Annotated in this window: 17 protein-coding genes; 8 read left to right on the forward strand and 9 right to left on the reverse strand. The window is 65.9% G+C overall.

Annotation, left to right across the window (positions count from 1 at the left end):
- Window positions 1–40: 40 nt before the first annotated feature.
- Window positions 41–799 carry an SDR family oxidoreductase gene (locus tag JMY28_RS00890; RefSeq protein ID WP_201693660.1) on the forward strand — a complete coding sequence of 253 codons (759 nt, stop codon included), beginning with the start codon at window positions 41–43 and terminating at the stop codon, window positions 797–799.
- Between the two features lie 229 nt (window positions 800–1,028).
- On the forward strand, window positions 1,029–2,348 hold the full coding sequence (locus JMY28_RS00895) for an MFS transporter (RefSeq protein WP_201693661.1): 1,320 nt from the start codon (window positions 1,029–1,031) through the stop codon (window positions 2,346–2,348).
- Window positions 2,349–2,462: 114 nt separating this feature from the next.
- Here JMY28_RS00895 and JMY28_RS00900 read toward each other — a convergent pair whose 3' ends face one another.
- From JMY28_RS00900 to hemC, 3 genes are read right to left on the reverse strand one after another with little or no spacing between them, the layout of a single operon-like run.
- Window positions 2,463–3,662, reverse strand: a complete 1,200-nt coding sequence (locus JMY28_RS00900) for a heme biosynthesis protein HemY (protein ID WP_201693662.1) — start codon at window positions 3,660–3,662, stop codon at window positions 2,463–2,465.
- 3 nt (window positions 3,663–3,665) lie between these two features.
- Window positions 3,666–5,852: a fused uroporphyrinogen-III synthase HemD/membrane protein HemX gene (hemDX, locus tag JMY28_RS00905; RefSeq protein WP_236596643.1), complete on the reverse strand. Its 2,187-nt coding sequence runs from the start codon at window positions 5,850–5,852 to the stop codon at window positions 3,666–3,668.
- Window positions 5,849–6,901 (reverse strand): hydroxymethylbilane synthase, encoded by a 1,053-nt coding sequence (gene hemC, locus JMY28_RS00910; RefSeq protein WP_201693663.1) that lies wholly within the window; start codon window positions 6,899–6,901, stop codon window positions 5,849–5,851. The genes hemDX and hemC overlap by 4 nt, the downstream gene beginning before the upstream one ends.
- 544 nt (window positions 6,902–7,445) lie before the next feature.
- Here hemC and ppc point away from each other — a divergent pair.
- Complete coding sequence (ppc, locus tag JMY28_RS00915; protein ID WP_201693664.1) at window positions 7,446–10,538, forward strand: phosphoenolpyruvate carboxylase; 3,093 nt, start codon at window positions 7,446–7,448, stop codon at window positions 10,536–10,538.
- Between the two features lie 77 nt (window positions 10,539–10,615).
- Here ppc and JMY28_RS00920 read toward each other — a convergent pair whose 3' ends face one another.
- The gene (locus JMY28_RS00920; RefSeq protein WP_201693665.1) at window positions 10,616–11,380 is read right to left on the reverse strand and encodes a class I SAM-dependent methyltransferase; all 765 of its coding nucleotides are present in this window, start codon (window positions 11,378–11,380) and stop codon (window positions 10,616–10,618) included.
- A gap of 212 nt (window positions 11,381–11,592) precedes the next feature.
- On the opposite strand from JMY28_RS00920, the gene JMY28_RS00925 reads away from it, so the two are divergent.
- The 3 genes from JMY28_RS00925 to JMY28_RS00935 all read left to right on the forward strand — a co-directional run bounded on the left by JMY28_RS00925 (window position 11,593) and on the right by JMY28_RS00935 (window position 15,112).
- On the forward strand, window positions 11,593–12,405 hold the full coding sequence (locus tag JMY28_RS00925) for a helix-turn-helix transcriptional regulator (RefSeq protein ID WP_201693666.1): 813 nt from the start codon (window positions 11,593–11,595) through the stop codon (window positions 12,403–12,405).
- Window positions 12,406–12,533: 128 nt separating this feature from the next.
- Complete coding sequence (gene argH / locus JMY28_RS00930; RefSeq protein WP_201693667.1) at window positions 12,534–13,940, forward strand: argininosuccinate lyase; 1,407 nt, start codon at window positions 12,534–12,536, stop codon at window positions 13,938–13,940.
- Between the two features lie 242 nt (window positions 13,941–14,182).
- Window positions 14,183–15,112 carry a bestrophin family protein gene (locus JMY28_RS00935; protein ID WP_201693668.1) on the forward strand — a complete coding sequence of 310 codons (930 nt, stop codon included), beginning with the start codon at window positions 14,183–14,185 and terminating at the stop codon, window positions 15,110–15,112.
- A gap of 10 nt (window positions 15,113–15,122) precedes the next feature.
- Here the strand turns inward: JMY28_RS00935 and JMY28_RS00940 are convergent, their stop codons facing one another.
- From JMY28_RS00940 to apbC, 5 genes are all read right to left on the reverse strand, one after another.
- A complete protein-coding gene (locus JMY28_RS00940; RefSeq protein ID WP_201693669.1) occupies window positions 15,123–15,848 on the reverse strand; it encodes a lysozyme inhibitor LprI family protein in 726 nt (241 codons plus the stop codon).
- An 18-nt stretch (window positions 15,849–15,866) separates the two neighbouring features.
- Entirely contained in the window at window positions 15,867–18,146 is a 2,280-nt protein-coding gene (locus JMY28_RS00945; RefSeq protein WP_201693670.1) for an arginine/lysine/ornithine decarboxylase, read from the reverse strand.
- A gap of 81 nt (window positions 18,147–18,227) precedes the next feature.
- The gene (gene dcd, locus JMY28_RS00950) at window positions 18,228–18,797 is read right to left on the reverse strand and encodes a dCTP deaminase (RefSeq protein ID WP_028207739.1); all 570 of its coding nucleotides are present in this window, start codon (window positions 18,795–18,797) and stop codon (window positions 18,228–18,230) included.
- Window positions 18,798–18,960: 163 nt separating this feature from the next.
- Window positions 18,961–19,515 carry a superoxide dismutase family protein gene (locus JMY28_RS00955; protein WP_201693671.1) on the reverse strand — a complete coding sequence of 185 codons (555 nt, stop codon included), beginning with the start codon at window positions 19,513–19,515 and terminating at the stop codon, window positions 18,961–18,963.
- Window positions 19,516–19,664: 149 nt separating this feature from the next.
- Window positions 19,665–20,753 carry an iron-sulfur cluster carrier protein ApbC gene (gene apbC, locus JMY28_RS00960; protein ID WP_201693672.1) on the reverse strand — a complete coding sequence of 363 codons (1,089 nt, stop codon included), beginning with the start codon at window positions 20,751–20,753 and terminating at the stop codon, window positions 19,665–19,667.
- 318 nt (window positions 20,754–21,071) lie between these two features.
- On the opposite strand from apbC, the gene JMY28_RS00965 reads away from it, so the two are divergent.
- Both JMY28_RS00965 and metG read left to right on the forward strand, forming a co-directional pair.
- A complete protein-coding gene (locus tag JMY28_RS00965) occupies window positions 21,072–21,725 on the forward strand; it encodes an OmpA family protein (RefSeq protein ID WP_201693673.1) in 654 nt (217 codons plus the stop codon).
- 463 nt (window positions 21,726–22,188) lie between these two features.
- Window positions 22,189–24,342, forward strand: a complete 2,154-nt coding sequence (metG, locus tag JMY28_RS00970) for a methionine--tRNA ligase (protein ID WP_201693677.1) — start codon at window positions 22,189–22,191, stop codon at window positions 24,340–24,342.
- Window positions 24,343–24,418 lie beyond the last annotated feature (76 nt).

Consider the following 24,418-nt stretch of genomic DNA (forward strand, 5'->3'; position numbering starts at 1 on the left):
ACTTTCGCAGTCAAACAAGCGCCATACAAATGGAGACACCATGCGACTCAAAGGCAAGACGGCTGTCGTGACGGGCGCCGGCTCGGGCTTCGGCGAAGGCATTGCAAAGACCTATGCGCGCGAAGGCGCGAATGTCGTCATCAACGATCTGAACGGCGAAGCGGCCGAGCGCGTCGCGAGCGAGATCGCGCTCGCGGGCGGACGGGCGATCGCGGTGCAAGGCGACATCACACGCGAAGCCGACTGGCACACGCTGCGCGACGCGGCTATCGAAGACTTCGGCAGCGTGCAGATCGTCGTCAACAACGCAGGCACCACGCATCGCAACAAGCCCGTGCTCGAAGTGAGCGAAGCGGAGTTCGACCGCGTCTACGCCGTCAACGTGAAAGGTCTCTACTGGAGCGTGCGCGCGTTCGTGCCGCATTTTCGCGAGCGCGGCGGCGGCGCGTTCGTCAACATTGCATCGACCGCGGGCATCCGGCCGCGGCCGGGACTCGTCTGGTACAACGGCAGCAAGGGCGCGATGATCGTGGCCAGCAAGGCGCTCGCCGCAGAGCTGGGCCCCGACCAGATTCGCGTGAACTGCGTGAATCCCGTAATCGGTGACACGGGCCTCACAGCGGAGTTCATGGGCGTACCCGACACGCCGGAGAACCGCCAGCGCTTCATCGCGACTATTCCGCTCGGGCGTTTTTCCACGCCGCAGGACGTGGCCAATGCGTGCCTCTATCTCGCCTCGGATGAGGCGGCATTCATCACCGGCACTTGCATCGAAGTGGATGGCGGGCGCTGCGTGTAGCTGTCAGTCGTTGTGTGTCGCTGCGCCAAGTCGTTGACTGATCGGTGTTTTCCCCGAGATTCACGCGCCGTCGCGCCACGGCGGCGCGTATAGAATGATCGTGCTTTCGCGTCGAATACCCGCCAAAACAAGGCGGCAATACAACGAACACGCCAATGAGCAAGATCTTGCTCTGCATGGGACCGGAGTAAGCGCTAGCGCGCCAACTCCGGCCGACATAGGAGACACCATGGCCAGTCCAGCGAATCACCTGCCGCAAGCGGGAGTGGGCACACCACCCTCCGCCTTCGAAGAAGCCACCTATCGCAAAGTCGCGTGGCGGCTCATTCCGCTTCTCATGCTTTGCTACGTGGTCGCGTATCTGGACCGCGTGAACGTGGGCTTCGCCAAGCTGCAGATGAGTTCGGCGCTCAATCTCTCCGATGCAGTTTATGGCTTCGGTGCGGGCATTTTCTTCGTCGGTTACTTTCTGTTCGAAGTACCAAGCAATGTGATCCTGCATCGTGTGGGCGCGCGCGTGTGGATCGCGCGCATCATGGTCACGTGGGGCCTCGTCTCGATCCTGACGATGTTCGTCACCACGCCCACCATGTTCTACGTCATGCGCTTTCTGCTGGGCCTGTGCGAGGCGGGCTTCTTCCCTGGCATCATCCTCTACCTCACCTACTGGTATCCGGCGCACCGGCGCGGGCGCATGACCACGTGGTTCATGACGGCCATTGCGCTTTCGGGCGTGATCGGCGGGCCGGTGTCGGGCTGGATTCTCAAGTCCTTCGATGGCGCGAACGGCTGGCAGGGCTGGCAGTGGCTCTTCCTGCTCGAAGGGCTGCCCTCGGTGATCGTCGGCGTGCTGGTCTTCTTCGTACTCGACGACCGCATCGGCAAGGCCAAGTGGCTCACCGAAGAAGAGCGCGCGCTGCTCGAACGCAACATCGCCGCCGAGGACGCCACCAAGGAAGACCTGCCGCTCATGACCGTGCTCACGAGCGCGCGCGTGCTCGTGATGAGCTTCACCTACTTCTCATTCGTCATGGGCCTTTACGGCGTGAGCTTCTGGCTGCCCACCATCATCAAGGCGACCGGCGTGAAAGATGCGCTCACGATCGGCCTGCTTTCGGCCATTCCGTTCGCGGCGGCCGTGGTCGGCATGGTGCTGGTGGCGAAGAGCGCCGACCGCACGCGTGAGCGCCGTTGGCACATCGCCGTGCCGGCCGCCATCGGCGCGCTCGGCCTCGTGCTTTCGGTCACCTGGGCGCATGACACCACGCTCGCCATGACGGCGCTCACCATCGCGACCATGGGCATTCTCACCACGCTGCCGCTGTTCTGGAGCCTGCCCACGGCCTGGCTCGCGGGCACGGGCGCGGCGGCCGGCATCGCGCTCATCAACTCGATCGGCAATCTCGCGGGCTTCCTGAGCCCCTATGCGGTGGGCTGGCTCAAAGAGGCCACGAAGGCCAATGATTCGGGCATGTACATGCTCGCGGCGTTCATGATCCTGGGCGGCCTGCTCGCACTTTCCGCACCGGCGAAACTCGTGAACCGCTGAAGCATTCCGAGGCTTCTCCAAAAACAAACGGCCGCCTGTTTTGCAGGCGGCCGCTTTCGTTTGGACTTCGGTTTGGACTTCAGTTGCGGCTTCTTCAGCCGCGTGGCGCAGGCATCAAACCACGTTCATCGACAGTGCACTTTCACGATAGTGCGAAGCCGCCTTCTCGCCGTCGCCGAGCTGCTCGTGCAGGCGCGCAAGTGCGCGATGCGAGCGGATCTTGAGCGGCTCGTTCTGCGTTGCGTCGGCGGACTTGAGCGCGGCTTCGAGGAACGACTGCGCCTTGCCCCACAGTTGCTGCTTCAGGCACAGACGGCCCAGCGCGAACAACAGGTCGCCGTCTTCGGGACGCTCCTTGCGCCACGCCTCGGCCTTCTGGATAAGCGGCAGCGCGTCGTTGCCCGCGGTATCCGGATAGCGGCGCAAGAGGCGCGCGTCCCAGTTCTGCGCGAGCGCTTCCTCGACGATCTTGCGCGCGTCGGCCTGGCGTTCGAGCGCGATCAGCAGTTCGGCGGCGCAGTCGGCCAGTCGCGGCGAATGGCGCTCGACGTTCGAGAGCGACTGCCACAGTTCGAGCAGCGCATCTGCATTGTGACGGCGGTCACGCAGCAGGTTTTCCGCCGCGAGCTGGCGCAGACGCACCGCCACGGCCGGGTGCAGCGCCTCACGCTTTTCCAGCGTCTTCACGAGCTTGAGCACTTCGCTCCAGTTTTTGAGCTGCTGCTGGGCGCGCAGCGCGATCTGCTGCGCGTGAATGCGGCGGCCGCCCTGCGTGCGCATTTCGGTGAGCGCGGCGAGTGCGCCATCGGCGTCGCGGCCGTCGGCGCGCATGTCGGCCGTCGCCATGAGGCGCGCTTCCTGGAGGTCGGGGTCGTCGACCTGGGTAAGCCATTCGTCGCGGCGCGCGTATTCATGCAGACGATGCGCGGCCGTCGCGGCGATGAGGCCCGCGGCGCTCGTGTTCCTGCCGTCGGCGAGCGAATCGCGCGCGGCCTTCTCGGCGCGCGAGAAGCGGCCCGCGTAGAGATTGCCCACGGCGTCGCGCAGCGCCGAGTTCGCCTTCTCGGCACGCATGCGTGCGCGGTACGCGGCGACGCGGCGCGGCATCGTCACGATGTTGCGCGCGAAACGCAGGATCGCGTACAGCAGCAGGAAGGCCACCACGATGCCGACCACGAACAGGTTGAGCGAGACGTCCACGCGATACGGCGGATAGACGAGCAGCACCTGCCCGGTGTCGAAGCGCCCGACGGTTGCGAGCGCGACGGCAATCGCGAAGAGAAGCGCGAGCCAGAGGAGTCCACGGATCGCCATGTCTTACCCCCGGCTCCGGTATTGCTGGATCGCCTTCAGGCTCGTGTCGAGCGTGGGCAGTGCGACGGCGGCCGAGCCATCGTTCACTTCCTTGAGCAGTTCGCGCACGGTTTGCGTGTCTTTCGAGGCGCCGTCGAAGTAGCGCGCAAGCGTGGCGTCGGCGGCCGCGAGGTCGGACTTGAGCGTGTCCTGGTTGCGCGAGAGCAGCGAGAGGCGCGCCGAGAGCAAACGCAGCTTCAGGTTCTGACGCATGAAGTAGCCTTGATCGGGCGAGACGAGCATGGCGTCCGCGTTGTCGATGCGGCGCACCTGCACGAGGCTCGCGACCTGCTTGCCCACGCCGTCGACGAACGTGTCGATCCACACCTTCCATTTCGGCTGGTTGGTCGCGGCGGCAACCTGCGCGACATCGGCGGGCTGCACAGCCTCGGGCTTCGTATGCGCGACGATCGCTTCGCCCGAAAGCGGCAGCGAGTCGATCTGGCCGAGCGCGGTATCGAGCTTGATGGCGAGGCCCGTCAAGTCCGTGGACGGCGCGGCCTTGAGCTTGTCGATGTCCTGCGCGATGGCCTTGCGCACGGCGATGGCCTGCGCGTTGTCCGAGGCGGCGAGCCGCGTGTCGGCGCTTTGCAGCGCGAAGAGCGCGAGCTGCGTGTTGCCCGTGAGCTGGAGCTGTTCGCTCGCGCTCGAGAGCATCTGGCCGACTTCGGCGAGCGTCCAGTCGTCACGGCTCTTCGAAAGATCGGCGTATTGCTGCGCGAGCGCCTGCTGCGAATTCTGCGCGTCGGCGATCTTGCCTTCGAGCTGGGCGATCTGCTTGTCGAGCTGCTGTGCGCCCGAAACGGCCTCGTCGGCGCGCGCACGCAGCGCGGCGATTTGCTGCTCGCCAGCCTGCTGGCGCTGCGCGAGCTGCGTGTCGAGCCGGTCGAGCTTGCGGTTGAGCGCGTAGCCGCCCGCTCCTGCACCCCCCGCGATCAGCACCACGACGAGCCACAGCAGCGCCGAGCCCGCGCCGCGGCGTACCGCGCCCGGCGGCTGGGTCAGCGGCGCGGAAGCACCCGCGCCCGACGACGCATACGACGACGGCCGCGCCGACGCGCTGCCCGAAGCCGACGCGCTGCCGGAGGAAACCGCCGCGCCCGTGGCGACGGCGCCCTGGTTTGCTGTGCTGCTTGAGTTGTTCGAATCTGTCATGCGTGGGTTTGCCGGCGCTTGGGCCGGGGTGTTCTGAACCGGTTGAACAACGGAAGAAGCGAGGCCTAGCAGCGTCTCGACGATGCGTTCGTCGCCCGCGCCGGACACCGTAATCCTATCAAAACCCATTGAGCGCGCCGTCTCGGCGATCCGCGGGTGGGGAGCGACGAGCGGCGCGTGGCGCAGTTCGACGATCTCGCCCGCCGTGAGGTGCTCGCGCGCGAGTTCGTCGAGGTTGCGCACGCCCTCTGAGCTCGTGACGAACCAGGCGTGCGGCGCACCTTCGAGGAGCGCGTGCACCTGTGTCCACGCGGCGATGGGCGGCTCCGGAACGACGCGGCGGTAAGCCGCCACGGTCTCCACCTCGGCGCCCGCTTCGCGCAGGCGCTCGGCGAGCCACTCGCGGCCGCCGTCGCCGCGCATGATCAGCACGCGCTTGCCCGCAAAGGCGTTCGCGCCGAAGGTCTTTTCAAGCGCAGCGTAAAGCGACTCCGAATCGAAGCGCGCCGGCTCTTCTTCCTCCGCGCCGGAAGGGCTCACCACGCGATGCCCGGGCGCAGCGACGCCGTGACGCTCGAGCGCGGCCACGCTCGCCGGGCCGACCACGGCCACGGGCAGCGCGGGCGGCCAGATCGACGACACGGAGGCATAGCATGCGAACGCACGATCGACGGCATTCGGCGAAACGAACACGACGAGCGCATACCGTTCGAGCGCGCCGAGCGCGGCGCGCAGCGGCGCTTCGTCGATCACGGGCGCAATGGAGATGAGCGGAAAGTCGAGCGTGTGCATGCCGTGCTGCGCGAGTCGCCCGGCGAGACCATCCGACTGACCGGCCGGCCGGGTAATGACGACGGTGAACGGCTTGTCACCACGGTTGCCGCTCTCGCCGCTTGCCGATGACGCGCGCTTCGCGCCGGTGGAGGCGTCACCCGGGCCGCCCCACTCGTCGGGCTGGCCAGCGTTGCCGCGCGGTTGCCAGGGGCCGGCCATCATCGGGAGGCCGGGCCTTCGCCCGCGCCGGTTGGGTTGCTCGTGGCGGCGCCGTTCCCAAGCGCCGTGTTCGGGCCATCGGCCGCCTGGGCCGCATCCGCAAGCGCCCGGACGATCTCGAGCGCGCCTTGCGCAATGAGGTCGTCGGCAACGCGGCGGCCGAGCGCTACGGCATCGTCGAGCGTGGACGCCGCGGTGGCCTCCTGCGCGGCGAGGACGCGGCTCGCGTCAGGCGTGGCGATCGTGCCGCGCAGCGCGAGCTTGCCGTCGTGCCACTGCGCGTAGGCCGCGAGCGGCACCGTGCAGCTGCCGCCCAACGCGCGCGAAACCATGCGCTCGGCCTCAACGGCTTTCGCGGTGGCGTCGTCGTGCAGCGGCGCGAGCCATGCGGCAAGATCGGCGCGCTCGGCGCGGATCTCGATGCCGAGCGCGCCCTGGCCCGCCGCCGGCAAGCTGTCCTCGGGCTCGATGAGCGCGCGGATGCGCGCGCCGAGGCCAAGACGCTTCAAGCCCGCAGCCGCGAGAATGATAGCCGCGTAGTCGCCGCGGTCGAGCTTGGCGAGACGTGTGTCGAGATTGCCGCGCAACGGCTTCACGTCGAGATTCGGATAGCGCGCGCGGATCATCGACTCGCGGCGCAGGCTGGACGTCCCAACCACGCTGCCCGCGGGCAGCGCGGCGAGCGAATCGTAGTCGTTGGAGACGAACGCGTCGCGCGGGTCTTCGCGCTCCATGATGGCCCCGAGCGTGAAGCCTTCGGGGAGCTCCATCGGCACGTCCTTGAGCGAGTGCACGGCGAGATCGGCGCGGCCCTCGGCCAGCGCCTGCTCCAGTTCCTTCACGAAAAGACCCTTGCCGCCCACCTTCGAGAGCGTGCGGTCGAGAATTTGATCGCCGCGTGTCGTCATTCCAACAATTTTCACGTCGCAGGCTGGATATAATTTGTGCAGCGCAGCTTGCACATGCTCTGCCTGCCACATCGCGAGGCGGCTCTCCCGCGAAGCGATCACCAGGGTGCGGGGCATGGGCGCGGATAACGTCTCGGAGTTCATGGCAAGTACATCGAATGACGGGATGAAAAGCAGGATCGGATGACAGGCAATGTTAGCACGCGCCCTTTTTACCGCCTCCCCGCAGGGACAGGCTGACAAGGCGCGGGCGGCTAAGGAAGAGACTCGGGCGAAGCACGCGGCGCTTACTGTACCCATCGTAGGCAATTCGGTACGTAATGCGCCGCGAGCCCGGCCACTAGCGATACGTCATGCGCACGGCGGCCCGAAGAGGCAGCATGACCGGCGCGCGTCTGGCCCGTGTGTGGTGCGTATCCGGCCCGCGTGGCCCCGGCCATCGCCGTGGCGCCGCTTCGGTTTGCGCTCGTCCTCGCAGCGGCGCACTCTCCAGCAAGGCCTGAACCCGGCGCACCGCCATTGGCGGCCCGCGCCGCCTCTGCACTATCCGTACGGCTCGCGCAGGGTGGCACCTTCCACCCTCTCCAGGTTGCACCCGCAGTAGACGGCCCGGCACGCGCCACGGCCATGCAGTTGGCAGTTCTCCGACTAACCTGCCCATATCCTGGCAAGCCTCAAGGAAAACATCGTGAAGTCTTCAGGCTCGGCGCGCGCAGAGCGCCGCAACAACGCATCGCAGAACGCAGCTTCGAAGGCCGTATCGGCCACGCCGTCCACGAAACCGGCGAAAACGACGAAGACCGCGAAGACCACGAAATCCACCACGACTGAACCGGCGACCCAGACCAAACAGGCCGCCGAGGCTGTCAAGGCAGCAAAGGCGGTGAAGACGCCGAAAGCCGCAAAAGCCACGAAGGCGGCGAAGGTTCCGAAAGCGAGCGGCGGCGCCTCGCGCAATGGCCGCGCGCGCGACGACAAGGACCAGCCGCTCTTCGAAGACATCCGGTATCTCGGCCGCGTGCTCGGCGCCGTGCTGCGCGAGCAGGAAGGCGACGCCGTGTTCGACATGGTGGAAAGCATTCGTCAGACCGCCGTGCGCTTTCGCCGCGAGGACGACAGCGCCGACGCGCTCGCGCTCGAAAAGCAGCTTCGCGCGCTCTCGCCTGAGCAGACCGTGAGCGTCGTGCGCGCGTTCAGCTACTTCTCGCATCTCGCGAACATCGCTGAAGATCGCCACCGCAATCGCCGTCGCCGCATTCACGACCTCGCGGGCTCGGCGCCGCAGGCGGGCACCATCGCGCATTCGCTCGAACGCCTGGTGCAAGCGGGCGCCGCCGCCACGCCAGTGCTCCAGCAGTTCTTCAACGACGCGCTGATCGTACCCGTGCTCACCGCGCACCCCACCGAAGTGCAGCGCAAAAGCACGCTCGACTCGCAGCACGACATCGCGCGCCTGCTCGCCGAGCGCGACCAGCCGCTCACGCACCGCGAACTCGAGCACAATGAGTCGCTCTTGCGCGCACGCGTGACGTCGCTCTGGCAAACGCGCATGCTGCGCGACTCGCGCCTGACCGTGGGCGACGAAATCGAGAACGCGCTTTCGTACTACCACACGACCTTCCTCACCGAGATCCCCGCGCTCTACAGCGAGATCGAAACGCAGTTGAAGGAGCACGGCCTTTCGGCGCGCCTGCCCGCTTTCTTCCAGATGGGCAGCTGGATCGGCGGCGACCGCGACGGCAACCCGAACGTCACCGCCGCCACGCTCGAGGAAGCCAGCGAGCGCCAGGCGCAGGTGATCCTCCAGCATTACCTCGATGAAGTGCACCGTCTGGGCGCCGAGCTTTCGGTGTCGAACCTGCTTGCGGGCGCAAGCGATGAACTGAAGGCGCTGGCCGAAGCCTCGCCGGACCAGTCGCCGCACCGCGTGGACGAGCCGTATCGCCGCGCGCTGATCGGCGTGTACACGCGCCTCGCCGCAAGTGCGCGCGTGCGCCTCGGCGAAGGCGTGGTGGCCGTGCGCAGCGCGGGCCGCAACGCCGCGCCCGTGCGCGCGAAGCCCTATGCCGATGCGGATGAGTTCTCGCGCGACCTGCATATCCTGATGGATTCGCTCGCCGAGCATCATGGCGCGTCGCTGGCGACCACGCGTCTCGCGCCGCTCATGCGCGCCGTCGACGTGTTCGGCTTCCATCTCGCCTCGATCGATTTGCGCCAGAGCTCGGACATCCACGAAGCCGTGATTACGGAGCTGCTCGCGCGCGCCGGTGTCGAAGCCGACTACGCGGCGCTTTCCGAAGAAGACAAGCAGATTGTGCTGCTCGCGCAGCTCGCCGATCCGCGCACGCTGCGCTCGCCGTACCTCGACTATTCGGATCTCGTGAAGAGCGAGCTGGGCGTACTGGAAATGGCGCGCGTGACGCGCGAGAAGTTCGGCGCGCGCGCGGTGCGCAACTACATCATCTCGCACACCGAAACGGTTTCCGACCTGCTCGAAGTGATGCTGCTGCAGAAGGAAACCGGCCTCATGAGCGGGCGCCTCGGCCACGCGGAAGACCCCGCGAAGGCCGCGTTGATGGTGATTCCGCTCTTCGAGACGATTCCCGACTTGCGCCACGCGCCGGGCATCATGCGCGACCTGCTCGCGCTGCCGGGCATCGACGGCATGGTCGAGCACCAGGGCAACGAGCAGGAAATCATGCTCGGCTACTCGGACAGCAACAAGGACGGCGGCTTCCTCACCTCGAACTGGGAGCTTTATCGTGCGGAACTGGCGCTCGTCGCACTGTACAAGCAGCGCGGCGTCACGCTGCGCCTGTTCCACGGCCGCGGCGGCACGGTGGGTCGCGGAGGCGGCCCGACCTACAACGCGATCCTGTCGCAGCCGCCGGGCACGGTGGAAGGCCAGATCCGCCTCACCGAACAGGGCGAAGTCATCGCGAGCAAGTTCGGTAACCCGGAGATCGGCCGCCGCAACCTCGAAACGGTAATCGCCGCGACGCTCGAGGCAACGCTGCTGCCGATGGGTGGCGCGAGCAGCGCGCCAGACCAACTGCCCGCATTCGAAGAGACGATGCAATCGCTCTCCGACGCCGCGATGGCCGCGTACCGCTCGCTCGTGTACGAGACGCCCGGCTTCACCGACTACTTCTTCGCCTCGACGCCGATTACGGAAATCGCGGAGCTGAACATCGGCAGCCGTCCGGCCTCGCGTAAGCTGCAGGACCCGAAGAACCGCAAGATCGACGATCTGCGCGCCATTCCGTGGGGCTTCTCGTGGGGCCAGTGCCGCTTGCTGCTTACCGGCTGGTACGGCTTTGGCACCGCAGTGGCCTCATACCTCGACGATGCAGGCAGCGACGCCGAGCGTGCGCGACGTCTTGCAATGTTCAAGAAGATGTACAAGACCTGGCCGTTCTTCTCGAACCTGCTCTCGAACATGGACATGACGCTCGCGAAGACCGACCTCGCGGTGGCCTCGCGCTACGCGCAGCTCGTGGCGGACAAGAAGCTGCGCAAGCTCGTGTTCGAGCGCATCGTGGCCGAATGGGAGCGCACGACGAAAGTGCTCGGCGAGATCACGGGCGCGGCCGACCGGCTCGCCGATAACCCGCTGCTCGCGCGTTCGATCAAGAACCGCTTCCCGTATCTCGATCCTTTGAATCACTTGCAGGTGGAACTGATCAAGCGTTATCGCGCCGGTGACCCGAGCCCGCGCGTGCGGCGCGGTATTCATCTGACGATCAACGGGATTGCGGCGGGGTTGCGCAATACGGGTTGAGCGTTCGCGCTGTGCTCATGTGGAAACGGCGTCGTGCCCTCGCGGTCACGACGCCGTTTTTTTGCCGCGACAGCGCTTCAGTCCCGCCGCGTCGCCTCGATCATCAGCGCGTCGAGCTTGAACGACAAATCGCTCTGCACGTCGAAGTATTGACGCACTTCATCGGGCGCGCGCTCCCACATCGAGCGAATCGCCGTCACGCGCTCGGGCGGCGTGCGCATGCGCGTGACCCACGAATCGAAGTCGAGTGCGATGCGCCAGCGCTCGCTCACCTTCGCGTCGAAGCCGGCGGCGTCGAGCATTGCGATCCACTCGTCGGCGCGATAGTCGCGAATGTGCGAAGCATCGCGCAACAGTTCGATCGCCTGAATATGCGTGTCGTAAAGCGGATCATCGATGCCCGCGATGTCGATGAACTTCAGTCGGCCGCCCGGCTTGAGCACGCGGTGCACCTCGGTGAGCGCGCGCGGCACGTCGCGCCAGTGATGCGCGCTCATGCGGCTCACGGCCCAGTTGAAGCTCGCATCGGCGAACGGCAGCGTTTCCGCCGCGCCCTGTTGCGTGCGCACGGTCGTCAAACCGCGCTCCTTCGCGGCGGTTTCGACCGTGGCGAGCATCTGCGGGGCGATGTCGTAGGCCACGACTTCACGCACGTGCGGCGCCACGGCAAAGCTCGCGTGGCCCGCGCCGCAGCCCATGTCCAGCACCGTCGCATTGCCGCAGGTGGCCGCGAAGGTCGCGGCGAGGTTCTCCAGATCCGCGCCGCTCGCGTGGACCTGGCTCGTGAGGTAAGCGGCGGCGGTCGAGCCGAATGCGTCGGCGACCTGATCGTGATGCTTCATCGCATGCTCCTTTTGCGGGTATTGATGCGCTGCTTTATGTAGGGCGCGAAGCGTTGAGCGCTGCGCGTCGTGGGTTCTGCAATCGGCGGGCGGTCTGACGTGGCGGCCCGTCGCCGCGTCAGACGCTACAATAGGGGCCGTTTTGTACCAGTACAAGTTAAGCGATTATTCTGGTATCGCCACCACCCGCCCCACTGCCAATGAGCTTCGACATGCCCGCCGCCGCCAGCGGCTCCGCCAAGACCCTCGACGCGACGCCCGCCCGCGCGCTGGGCGAATTCATCCGCGCCCACCGCGAGCGTCTTTCGCCCGCGGAAGTCGGCCTGCCGCCGGGCCCGCGCCGCCGCACGCCGGGCCTGCGCCGCGAAGAAGTCGCGCAGCTGTGCGGCGTGAGCCCGACCTGGTACACGTGGATCGAGCAGGGCCGCCCCGTTTCGGCTTCAGCGGACGCGCTCGCGCGCATCGCCGTCGCGCTGCGGCTCTCGCGCGCCGAGCGCGCCTATCTGTTCGAGCTGGCCGCGCAGCGCGACCCGGCCGAGCCTGACTCCGCCACCGCCGCGGACGCCCCCGCCACGCTGCTGCAGACGGTGAAGCTCGTGGACGCCCCCGCCTACGTGCTCGACCGCCAGTGGACCGCGCTCGCGTGGAACGCCCATGCGGCGGACCTCTTCACGGGCTGGCTCGACGGCGAGCATGATCGCAACCTGCTGCGCTTCACCTTCACCGAGCCGCTCGGGCGCGAGCTGATCGTGGACTGGGAAACGCGGGCGCGACGCCTCGCCGCCGAGTTCCGCGCCGATTCGATCCGCCATCTGAACGATGCGCCCACGCGCGCGCTGATCGATTCGCTGATCGCCGCGAGCGACGAGTTCGCGCGCTTCTGGGCCTCGCAGGACGTCTTCGAGCGCGAGGGTGGCCGGCGCGAGTTCAACCACCCGCGCCACGGCCGCATCGCCTACGACCAGATCACCTTCAAGCCCGCTCACCGCGAGGATCTCAAGCTCGTGGTGCTGGTGCGGCTCTGAGCAGCGCCTCGCGACGGTCCGGCAGACGGCCAATGTTAAAATTGTGATCTTTCACGCCGTGCGAGGCACAAAGCGCCGCGCGGCCCGCGCTTTTTCACGCTCATCACGCTCGTTCACGCCCCATCACCATGACGTCCCAACTGCACAAAAAAGGCGAAGCCTGGTCGGCTCGCTTCTCCGAACCCATGTCGGAGCTGGTCAAGCGCTACACGTCGTCGGTCTTCTTCGACAAGCGTCTCGCGCTCGTCGACATTGAGGGATCGCTCGCGCACGCGTCGATGCTGGCCGCGCAGAAGATCATCTCCGCCGACGACCTCGCCGCCATCCAGGGCGGCATGGCGAAGATCAAGGGCGAGATCGAGCGCGGTGAATTCGAGTGGCTGCTCGACCTCGAAGACGTGCACCTGAACATCGAAGCGCGCCTCACCGCCCTGATCGGCGACGCAGGCAAGCGCCTGCACACGGGCCGCTCGCGCAACGACCAGGTCGCGACCGATATCCGCCTGTGGCTGCGCGGCGAGATCGACCGCATCGGCGCTCTGCTCGGCGACCTGCGCGGCGCGCTGCTCGACCTCGCTGAACAGCACTCGGGCACGATCATGCCCGGCTTCACGCACCTGCAAGTGGCGCAGCCGGTCACGTTCGGCCATCACCTGCTCGCCTACGTGGAAATGTTCACGCGCGACGCCGAACGCATGGTGGACTGCCGCAAGCGCGTGAACCGTCTGCCGCTGGGCGCGGCGGCGCTCGCAGGCACGAGTTATCCGATCGACCGCTTCGCCGTGGCGAAGACGCTGGGCTTCGACGGCATCTGCGCGAACTCGCTCGACGCCGTCTCCGACCGCGACTTCGCGATCGAATTCACGGCAGCCGCTGCGCTCGTCATGACGCACGTCTCGCGCTTCTCGGAAGAACTGGTGCTGTGGATGAGCCCGCGCGTGGGCTTCATCGATCTGGCCGACCGCTTCTGCACGGGCTCGTCGATCATGCCGCAGAAGAAGAACCCGGACGTGCCGGAACTCGCGCGCGGCAAGACCGGCCGCGTGAACGGCCATCTCATGGCGCTCCTCACGCTCATGAAGGGCCAGCCGCTCGCGTACAACAAGGACAACCAGGAAGACAAGGAGCCGCTGTTCGACACCGTCGATACGGTGGCCGACACGCTGCGCATCTTCGCGGAGATGGTTGCGGGCATCACGGTCAAGGAGCAAGCGATGCGCGCAGCCGCGCTGCAAGGCTTCTCCACGGCCACGGATCTGGCCGACTACCTCGTCAAGAAGGGCCTGCCGTTCCGCGACGCGCACGAAGCGGTGGCGCACGCCGTTCGCATCTGCGTGGACCGCAACTGCGATCTCGCCGACCTCACGCTCGACGAGATGCGCCGCGAGTTGCCGGCCGTCTCGCACCTGCTGGCCGAAGACGTGTTCGAAGTACTGACGCTCGAAGGCTCGGTCTCGGCGCGCAACCATGCGGGCGGGACCGCGCCCGAGCAGGTGCGTGCGGCCATCGCGGCGGCGCGGGCGGCACTCAAGTAAGCGCAGCGTCGCGGGCTGAAAAAGCCCGCACTCAGCGGCCAATCGGGCGCGCGACGGACAAGGTCGCGCGCCCGGTTTGCTTTTTGGGCGGCGAACACCATGACAACGCGCATGACCGCGCGCTGTACCCGCAGCAAAATGTCGGAAGTGTGCGCCCGGCAGTCGCGCGCCATGGCCTACGATCCCGCGCCATACTGACGTATTGCTCCGTCAGGTTTGGCTTCGCTCCCACTACCCGCCCCATGATCGTCCGCCCTCACCTCCACTGGTTCCGCATGCTGCTCGCGTGGCGCGGCTCCGTGTTGCCGCAGCTTCTGCCGCGCCTTTTCATCGTCCTGGTCCTCTCGATCATCGCGGTGGCCGCGCACGATCACATCCTCAAGCTCACGGTGAACCTGAGCACGGTGCCGTTTTCGCTGATCGGTATCGCGCTTGCGGTGTTTCTCGGCTTTCGCAATAGCGCGAGCTACGACCGCTACTGGGAAGGCCGCAAGCTCTGGGGGCAAATGCTCAACGAAACGCGTTCGCTGGTGCGCGAGGCGCTTACGCTGCCTCGCAACGGCGACGAAACCGCAACGCGCGAGCGAGCCCGGGAACTGGTCGTTCTGCTCGGCGCGCTGCCGCATGCGCTGCGCCATCAATTGCGCAACACCGACCCGCGCGCCGATCTCGAAGCGTGCTTGCCGGGTGCACTGTTCGAGCGCGTGATGGCCTCACGTTACCGGCCGGCCACGCTCATGCTGTGCGCCTCGGAATGGGTCCGGCGCGAGACGCGCGAAGGGCGCCTCGACGGCTACGCGGTGCTCGCGTTCGAGCGCAATCTCAATGGCATTTCAGACGTGATCGGCGGCTGCGAGCGCATCGTCTCCACGCCGCTGCCGTTCGCCTATACGGTGATGATTCATCGCACCGTGTACTTCTTCTGCGCGACGCTGCCATTCGGCCTCGTCGATAGCATCGGCGGTTTGACGCCGATCTTCGCCGTGTTCGTGGCCTACGCGTTCATGGCGCACGAGACGATCGCCTCGCAGCTCGAAGACCCGTTCGGCACCGAGGACAACGACCTCGCGCTGAACCTGATGTCGGCCGGCATCGAAGTCGCGTTGCACGACCTGATGGGCGAGCCCACGTCGCTACCGGCGCGCGCGCCGGAACAGTTCATCCTCGACTGAAGGCGCACCCTCAGTGGTTGTTCACCGTTTCGGCGAGGCGCTTCAAGGTCGCAAGACGCCCGCCTAGCAGATCGAGCCGCGCATGCTCGTCGATGAGCGGCGTGGTCGCGTCGCGATACGCGCGCCAATCGCTTTGTGCGCGCGCAACCGCAGGCCGCGCGTGCTTCGGCATGCGCGCATAGAACTGACGGTAGTAGCGATTGAGGTCGTAGCTCACGTGCTCGCAGCGCGCGTCGGCGCTGCAGGCACGCACCTGCGGCGCGTCGCCGCCGTGCATGGCCGCCTGGTTGCGCAGCGCGAGCGCGCGGTCGCGCACGGGCTGCAGCCGCATGTCGGCTTCGTAAAGCTGGTAGGTGCTACCGCTCGTGGTCGCGAACGCGGCCCCGAGCATGGTGTCCTCGGCATCGCGCCAGGCCACCCACTTCTGCTGGCTCAGCTGCCAGCGCTTTTGCTGCGCGGCCGGCAACTTCGCGAGCAGTTGCGTGAGCGCGGTGTCGGCGGCCGTGCGCCACGCGGCGCGCGCGTCGCCCATGCACTGAATCTGCCCGGCCGTCGACGACCGGTCCGCGCGCGCGAGACATGCGCGCATGGCCGTGTCGATCGGATCGGCCGCCGCGACCTCGGCGTGCGCCGCCGGCGCCACGGCGACCAGCACCGTAGCCACCGACACCAGCGACAGCGCCGACGCCGACGCAGCAAAGAAACGCGCTAGCCGCGCCGATGAACCACCTGACATTCCCCTCCCCTCGCGCGTTCAGGCGCGCACGCAGTCCACGAAATACTCGATGCGGCCGTTGATGGTCTCGCCCACGAGCCCGTGGATGTCGGTGTGGAAGCCCGGGAAGCGCTCGTTGAACTCGCGCGCGAACTTCAGATAATTCACGATCGTCTTGTTGAAGCGCTCGCCCGGAATCAGGAGCGGAATGCCCGGCGGATACGGCGTGAGCAGGATCGACGTGACACGGCCTTCGAGTTCGTCCACAGGCACGCGGTCGATCTCGCGGTGCGCGAGTTTCGCAAAGGCGTCCGACGGCTTCATCGCGGGCTCCATGCTCGAGAGGTACATCTCGGTCGTGAGGCGCGCGATGTCATTGGCGCGGTAGACGCTGTGGATCTGCTGGCACAGATCGCGCAGGCCCACGCGCTCGTACATCGGGTGCTGCGCGACGAACTCGGGCAGCACACGCCACAGCGGCTGGTTGTTGTCGTAGTCGTCCTTGAATTGCTGGAGTTCGGTGACCATCGAGTTCCAACGGCCCTTCGTAATGCCGATCGTGAACATGATGAAGAACGAGTACAGGCCGGTCTTCTCGACGATGATGCCGTGCTCGGCCAGGTACTTCGTGACGATCGCGGCCGGAATGCCGGTCTCGCCGAACTCGCCGTCCACGTCCAGACCCGGCGTGACGATGGTCGCCTTGATCGGGTCCAGCATGTTGAAGCCTTCGGCCAGCGCGCCGAAGCCGTGCCAATGGTCGTTCGGGCGCAGCATCCAGTCTTCGCGCGAGCCGATGCCTTCCTCGGCCAGCTCGTCCGGGCCCCAGACCTGGAAGAACCAGTCGTCGCCGTATTCGGCGTCGACCTTGCGCATGGCGCGGCGGAAGTCGAGCGCTTCGGCGATCGACTCTTCCACCAGTGCCGGGCCGCCCGGCGCTTCCATCATCGCGGCGGCCACGTCGCACGACGCGATGATCGCGTACTGCGGGCTCGTTGACGTGTGCATCAGATACGCTTCGTTGAAGCGGTGGCGGTCGAACGCGCTATCTTCCGAATCCTGCACGACGATCTGCGACGCCTGCGAGATACCGGCGAGCAGCTTGTGCGTGGAGTGCGTCGCGAAAACGAGTGCCTTGGTGCGCGGACGGCCCGCGCCGATCGCATGCATGTCCTGGTAGAACTCGTGGAATTCGGCGTGCGGCAGCCAGGCTTCGTCGAAGTGCAGCGTGTCGAGCATGTCGCCGAGCAGATCCTTGATCATCTCGACGTTGTAGACCACGCCGTCGTACGTGCTCTGCGTGATCGTGAGAATGCGCGGCTTGACGTTCGGGTTCTTCGCGAGCACTTCGCGGGCGAACGGATTTGCCTCGATCTTCTTGCGGATGTTTTCCGGCTTGAACTCGTCGCGCGGAATCGGGCCGATGATGCCGAAGTTGTTGCGCGTCGGCGTGAGAAACACGGGGATCGCGCCCGTCATCGTGATCGCGTGCAGGATCGACTTGTGGCAGTTGCGGTCGACCAGCACGATGTCGCCCGGCGCCACCGTGGCGTGCCAGACGATCTTGTTGGACGTGGACGTGCCGTTGGTCACGAAGAACACGTGGTCGGCGCTGAAGATGCGCGCCGCGTTGCGCTCCGAAGCCGCGACCGGGCCCGTGTGATCGAGCAGTTGGCCGAGTTCCTCGACCGCATTGCAGACGTCGGCGCGCAGCATGTTCTCGCCGAAGAACTGGTGGAACATCTGGCCGAGCGGATTCTTCAGGAACGCCACGCCGCCCGAGTGACCCGGGCAGTGCCATGAGTACGAACCTTCGTCGGCGTACTTCACGAGTTCCTTGAAGAACGGCGGCGACAGCGCGTCGAGGTACACCTTCGCTTCGCGAATCACGTGACGCGCGACGAACTCCGGCGTGTCCTCGAACATGTGAATGAAGCCGTGCAGCTCACGCAGGATGTCGTTGGGCAAATGGCGCGAGGTGCGCGTTTCGCCGTACAGGAAGATGGGGATGTCGGCGTTGCGCTTGCGCACCGCTTCCATGAACGCGCGCAGCGCGACGATCGCGGGCGCGTGCTCCGGCGCGTCGCCGTCGGAGCCTTCCACGTAGGGCAGCAGCTCGTCGTCGTCGATCGAAAGAATGAAGCATGCCGCGCGGCTGGATTGCTGCGCGAACGACGTGAGGTCGCCGTAGCTCGTCAGCCCGAGGACTTCCGCGCCCTCTTTCTCGATGGCTTCGGCCAGTGCCCGGATGCCGGAACCCGAGATGTTCTCGGAGCGAAAGTCTTCGTCGATGATGACGACGGGAAAACGAAACTTCATGGGCGATTCTCCAAATGAAACGACCGCTGCATATGACGCGCAGCGGTCCCCGTATGTCGTTGTGTCCGGTGGTTGCGTGCGTCAGGTCTTCGGCAGGGTGACGCCGTGCTGGCCTTGATACTTGCCGCCGCGATCCGCGTAAGAGACCTCGCAGATCTCATCGCTTTCGAAGAACAGCACTTGCGCCACACCCTCGTTCGCGTAGATTTTCGCAGGCAAAGGTGTCGTATTTGAGAATTCGAGCGTCACATAGCCTTCCCACTCGGGCTCGAACGGCGTGACGTTCACGATGATCCCGCAGCGCGCATACGTGGACTTGCCCAGACACACGGTCAGGACGTTGCGCGGAATGCGGAAATACTCGACCGTGCGCGCGAGCGCGAACGAATTGGGCGGGATGATACAGACGTCGCCCTTGAAGTCCACGAACGACTTTTCGTCGAAGTTCTTCGGATCGACGATGGTCGAGTTGATGTTCGTGAAGATCTTGAATTCGTCGGCGCAACGGATGTCGTAGCCGTAGCTCGACGTGCCATAGCTCACGATCTTGCGGCCGTCTTCCGACATACGGACCTGATCGCGCACGAACGGCTCGATCATCTTCTGCTCTTCGGCCATGCGCCGGATCCACTTGTCGGACTTGATTGCCATGTTCGCTACTTAACGAGAAAATCGGGTCGGGAAAGCATGCGGACGGGCCCACCGGGCGCGTGCCGCGTGCGAAAGGCGCCTATTTTACGCGATGTGGATCGGCATGCCTGGAACTGCGTTTCACGCGGCCGCGAATCCCACACTCAGCCACACTCAGCCACGCTCACTCGGCGCGGATCAGCCCGCAGGCGAGCGCCGGGCCCGTGCCGCGCTGCGGGTACGCATAGGGGTCGATGGCGTCCCGATGCACGATCACCGCACGTTGCAACACGGAGCGCACGCCGTCGAGCGAAACGTCGGGTGCGACGATAAAGCCCGTCGCCACGCCATTCGAGTCCGCATGGATATTGCCGAGGTCGCCTTCCACGCGCGCGCCGGGCTTCAAGTGCTCCGCGGCGGGCGCGAACACGGCGCCGGCGCTCGAGGCGTCGGTGGCGTTGCAATCGCCGCGCTCATGCACCTGCAATGCGTGATCGCTGTCGGGCGGCAGACCCGCGAGGTTGTAGCTCACCTGCACGCCGTCCGAATGTTCGACGAACGAGACCGTGCCGCGCACCTGGTTGCCGACGGTGGGCAGCAGCTGCGCGATCGCGCGCTTGTCCTGCTGCCCCATGAAGCTCGTGCAGCCCGCAAGCAGCGCGCAGCCGCAGAGCGCGACGAGGGCGATCATCCAGACGACCTGCGCATTCCCCGCTTGCCTGTCGTGTCCTTTATCCATGCGATCCTCTTGCCGGGCGGCGGCAGCCCCGTTGCTGCCGCCATACCGGACCCGATGAAGCCCACATGATACCGCGCACGCGGCGCGCCGCGCGCCTATCTGTCCCCATGCGCGGGGCGCCGCACAAGCGCGGCGGCCCGCACCGGCGCTCAGGTGTTCTGCACGACGATGGTCGGGAACTTCGAGGTCATGTCGCGGGCGCGCTCGGCAATCTGGATCGCCACGCGGCGCGCGATCGCGCGATAGATTTCCGCCACCGCGCCCTGCGGCGCGGCCACGACGGTCGGGTTGCCCGAATCGGCTTGCTCGCGAATGGCGATGTCGAGCGGCAGGCTGCCGAGCACTTCCACGCCGTATTCCTTCGCCATGCGCTCGCCGCCGCCCGCGCCGAAGACATGCTCGGCGTGGCCGCAATTCGAGCAGATGTGCACGGCCATGTTCTCGACGATGCCGAGAATCGGAATGCCCACTTTCTCGAACATCTTGAGGCCCTTCTTCGCGTCGAGCAGCGCGATGTCCTGCGGCGTCGTGACGATCACGGCGCCCGTGACGGGCACACGCTGCGAGAGCGTGAGCTGGATGTCGCCCGTGCCCGGCGGCATGTCGACCACGAGATAGTCGAGTTCGCGCCAGTTCGTCTGACGTAGCAGTTGCTCGAGCGCGGAAGTCGCCATCGGGCCGCGCCAGACCATCGGGTTGTCTTGCTCGACCAGAAAGCCGATCGAGTTGGCCTGCACGCCGTGGCCTTCGAGCGGATTCATCGACTGGCCGTCGGGCGACTCGGGGCGGCCCTCGATGCCGAGCATCATCGGCAGCGAGGGGCCGTAGATGTCCGCGTCGAGCACGCCGACCGAAGCGCCTTCGGCCGCGAGCGCCAGCGCGAGATTCACGGCGGTCGTGCTCTTGCCCACGCCGCCCTTGCCCGAGGCCACGGCGACGATATTCTTCACATTGGGCAGCAGCTTCACGCCGCGTTGCACCGTGTGCGCGGCAATCTCACTTCTAACCGCAACGCGGCTCGCCTTCACGCCCGGCACAGCCGCGAGCGCCGCTTCGACCTGCTTGCGCACGGCTTCGAACTGGCTCTTCGCCGGGTAGCCGAGCACGATCTCGACGCCGACTGTATCGCCTTCGACAGTGACGTTGCGCACGCCCTTGGCCACCGCGTAGGGATGACCCGTGTTCGGATCCGTCAAGGCCGCGAGCGCGGCGTCGACCAAAGCCCGATCTATGCTCATTGAAACTCCGTGGGGAGAATGCCGGTCTGCGTTAGCGCCTGTCCGAGTGAGGACTGATCGCCTACGCGCCGGAAATCGAAAGAAATTGTTAAGCTGCATTGCGCAAAATTACCCGAAAGGGCACGCTTCGCGGCAGCATCGATTTCGTGTGCCGACCAGGTGCTCTCAAAGCCGCGATCCAGCGGCTTTTTGCCTGGCGGCGCAAACCTCAAGGCGTCATTGTAGTAGTTGCCGCCGCGCGCCGTTCGAAGACCCTCTTCGCATGCGGGGCCGCGAACGCCGCGGGCAGCGTCCGTTCCACTCAAGAAAGGAAAGCAAATGAACACAAGAATCCTGACACGCCTGTCCGTCTTTGCGGTTGCCGGCGCGCTCGTCGCCGGTTGCGCGACGCAGCAGGGCACCAACACGGCTCTCGGCACCGGTGTCGGCGCAGGCACGGGCGCGGCCATCGGCGCGATCTTCGGCGGCGGCAAGGGCGCGGCGATCGGCGCAGGCGCTGGCGCGCTGGTCGGCGGCGTCACCGGTTACAACTGGCAGAACATCAAGAACAGGCTGTCGGGCTCCACCAAGGGCACGGGCACGCAGATCACCGAGCAGCCGGACGGCTCGCTCAAGCTCAACATTCCGAGCAACGTGACCTTCGACACCAGCAGCTTCGCGATCAAACCGTCGTTCGCGCCGGTGCTCGACTCGGTCGCGCAGACGCTCCAGCAGAACCCGGAAGTCGTCGCGCAAGTCGTGGGGCATACGGATAGCACCGGCCAGCCCGCGTACAACCAGACGCTGTCGGCCAACCGCGCGCAGAGCGTGGTGAATTACCTCGCCTCACGCGGCATCCAGATGCAGCGCATGTCGGCCGAGGGCCGCGGCGACACCCAGCCGATCGCCGACAACAGCACGGAAGCCGGGCGCGCCGCGAACCGCCGCGTGGAAATCTATCTGCGCGCGACGGCACAGCACCAGGGCGGCTAAACCGGTTCGGCGCAGTTGCCGGAAGCGCTGCAGGCGGAAGGTCGCAGCAAAAAACAGCGACACATCAACGGGACGGCAACCATGCCGTCCCGTTTGCATTTTGAGCGGCCCGAAGGCGCGTGCCGAAACCCCTGCTGGACGGCCACCGGACGCCCGCTTAAAAGCACTAGCAGAGAATCGAAAAATTTTTCGAACTCTCGGGAAATCGTGCTGTCTGTCTTTACGGTACGTGTGCGGCAGTGCCGCCGCGTCACCATTCTCCTCTTGTCGTTGTTGCTCCGGGGCCATTCTTGCCCCGGTTTTTTTTGGCCGCCATTTGTGCGCCGCAGCATAGCCATGGCTCACGCGCCCGCGTTGCCTCCAGGCATTGCGCATACGAGCGTCCACCTGCTGGCCGAACGGCGCTACGTGCGCCCTGCTAAAATCGCCCTTTCCCCCCGCAACATCGGACTTCCCCTCACTTATGTCAGCACCCGCCACCGACCTCGCAGCAGCCGGCGCGCATGCCAATCCAAGCGGCCGCCGCCAGATTCTCGTTACGTCTGCTCTGCCGTACGCCAACGGTCAGATCCACATCGGCCACCTGGTCGAGTACATCCAGACGGACATCTGGGTTCGCGCGCTGCGAATGCATGGCCACGAGGTCTACTACGTCGGTGCCGACGATACGCACGGCACGCCCGTCATGCTGCGCGCGGAAAAGGAAGGCCTCACGCCGCAACAGCTGATCGCGCGCGTGTGGCAAGAGCACAAGCGCGATTTCGACAGCTTCGGCGTGTCGTTCGACAACTACTACTCGACGGACTCCGAAGAGAACCGCGTGCTCTCCGAGTCGGTGTATCTGGCGCTGAAGGAGGCGGGTTTCATCGAGACACGCGACATCGAGCAGGCCTACGACCCGGTCAAGAACATGTTCCTGCCGGACCGCTTCATCAAGGGCGAGTGCCCGAAGTGCGGCGCGAAGGATCAGTACGGCGACAGCTGCGAAGTGTGCGGCTCGACCTATGCACCGACTGATCTGAAGAATCCGTACTCGGTGGTCTCGGGCGCAACGCCCATCCGCAAGACCTCGACGCACTATTTCTTCCGCCTCTCCGACCCGCGCTGCGAAGACTTCCTGCGCGGCTGGGTGAGCGGCCTGGCTCAACCGGAAGCGACCAACAAGATGCGCGAGTGGCTCGGCGACTCGGGCGAATCGAAGCTCGCCGACTGGGACATCTCGCGCGACGCACCCTACTTCGGCTTTGAGATTCCGGGCGCGCCCGGCAAGTACTTCTACGTGTGGCTCGACGCGCCGGTGGGTTACTACGCGAGCTTCAAGAACCTGTGCGAGAAGCGCGGCATCGACTTCGAAGCCTGGGTGAAGGCCGGTTCGAAGACGGAGCAGTACCACTTCATCGGCAAGGACATCTTGTACTTCCACACGCTGTTCTGGCCGGCGATGCTCGAATTCTCGGGCCATCGCACGCCGACCAACGTGTTCGCGCACGGCTTCCTGACGGTGGACGGCGCGAAGATGTCGAAGTCGCGCGGCACTTTCATCACCGCGGAAAGCTATGTGACCACAGGCCTGAACCCCGAGTGGCTGCGCTACTACTTCGCCGCGAAGCTCAACAGCACGATGGAAGACCTCGACCTGAACCTCGAAGACTTCCAGGCGCGCGTGAACAGCGACCTCGTCGGCAAGTACATCAACATCGCGAGCCGCGCGGCAGGCTTCCTGATCAAGCGCTTCGAAGGCCGCGTGCAAGATAGCGCGATGAATCATCCGCTGCTCGAACAACTGCGCACGGCAATTCCGCAAATCGCTGCGCACTACGAAGCACGCGAATACAGCCGCGCGCTGCGCCAGACGATGGAGCTCGCCGACGCCGTGAACGGTTATGTCGACACGGCCAAGCCGTGGGAACAGGCCAAGGATCCGGCCAACCCGGTGGCGCTGCACGAGACCTGCACCGTGAGCCTCGAAGCGTTCCGCCTGCTTTCGCTCGCGCTCAAGCCGGTGCTGCCGCAGCTCGCTGAAGGCGTCGAGCAGTTCCTCGCCATCGAGCCGCTCACGTGGGCCGATGCAGGCAAGGCGCTGTCGTCGCAACAGCCGATCAACGCGTACAAGCACCTGATGACGCGCGTCGATCCGAAGCAGATCGAAGCGCTGCTCGCCGCCAACCGCGATTCGCTGCAGGCGACCGAAGCGCCCGCCGCCGCGGCTGCGGATGCGAACAAGAAGTCGAAGGCTGCGAAGGAAGCGAAAAAGCCGGCCGCCGATGAAACGCCCGAAGTCATCTCCATCGACGACTTCGCGAAGATCGACCTGCGCGTGGCGCTGATCGTCGACTGCAACATCGTTGAAGGTTCGGACAAGCTGCTGCAACTCACGCTCGACGTGGGCGAAGAAAAGACGCGTAACGTGTTCTCGGGCATCCGTTCCGCGTACAAGCCGGAAGACCTCAAGGGCAAGCTCACGGTGATGGTCGCGAACCTCGCGCCGCGCAAGATGAAGTTCGGCATGTCCGAAGGGATGGTGCTCGCGGCCTCTGCGGCTGACGAGAAGGCCGAGCCGGGACTTTATATTCTCGAACCGCATTCCGGTGCCAAGCCGGGCATGCGGGTGCGTTAAGGCGACACAAGCGCAAACGCCACGGCGTTGCGCGACTCGCAAAAAAGCACACCTCGGAGGTGTGCTTTTTTTTTGC

It is taken from the genome of Paraburkholderia hiiakae, assembly GCF_904848665.1.
GTDB classification, from domain to species: Bacteria; Pseudomonadota; Gammaproteobacteria; order Burkholderiales; family Burkholderiaceae; genus Paraburkholderia; species Paraburkholderia hiiakae.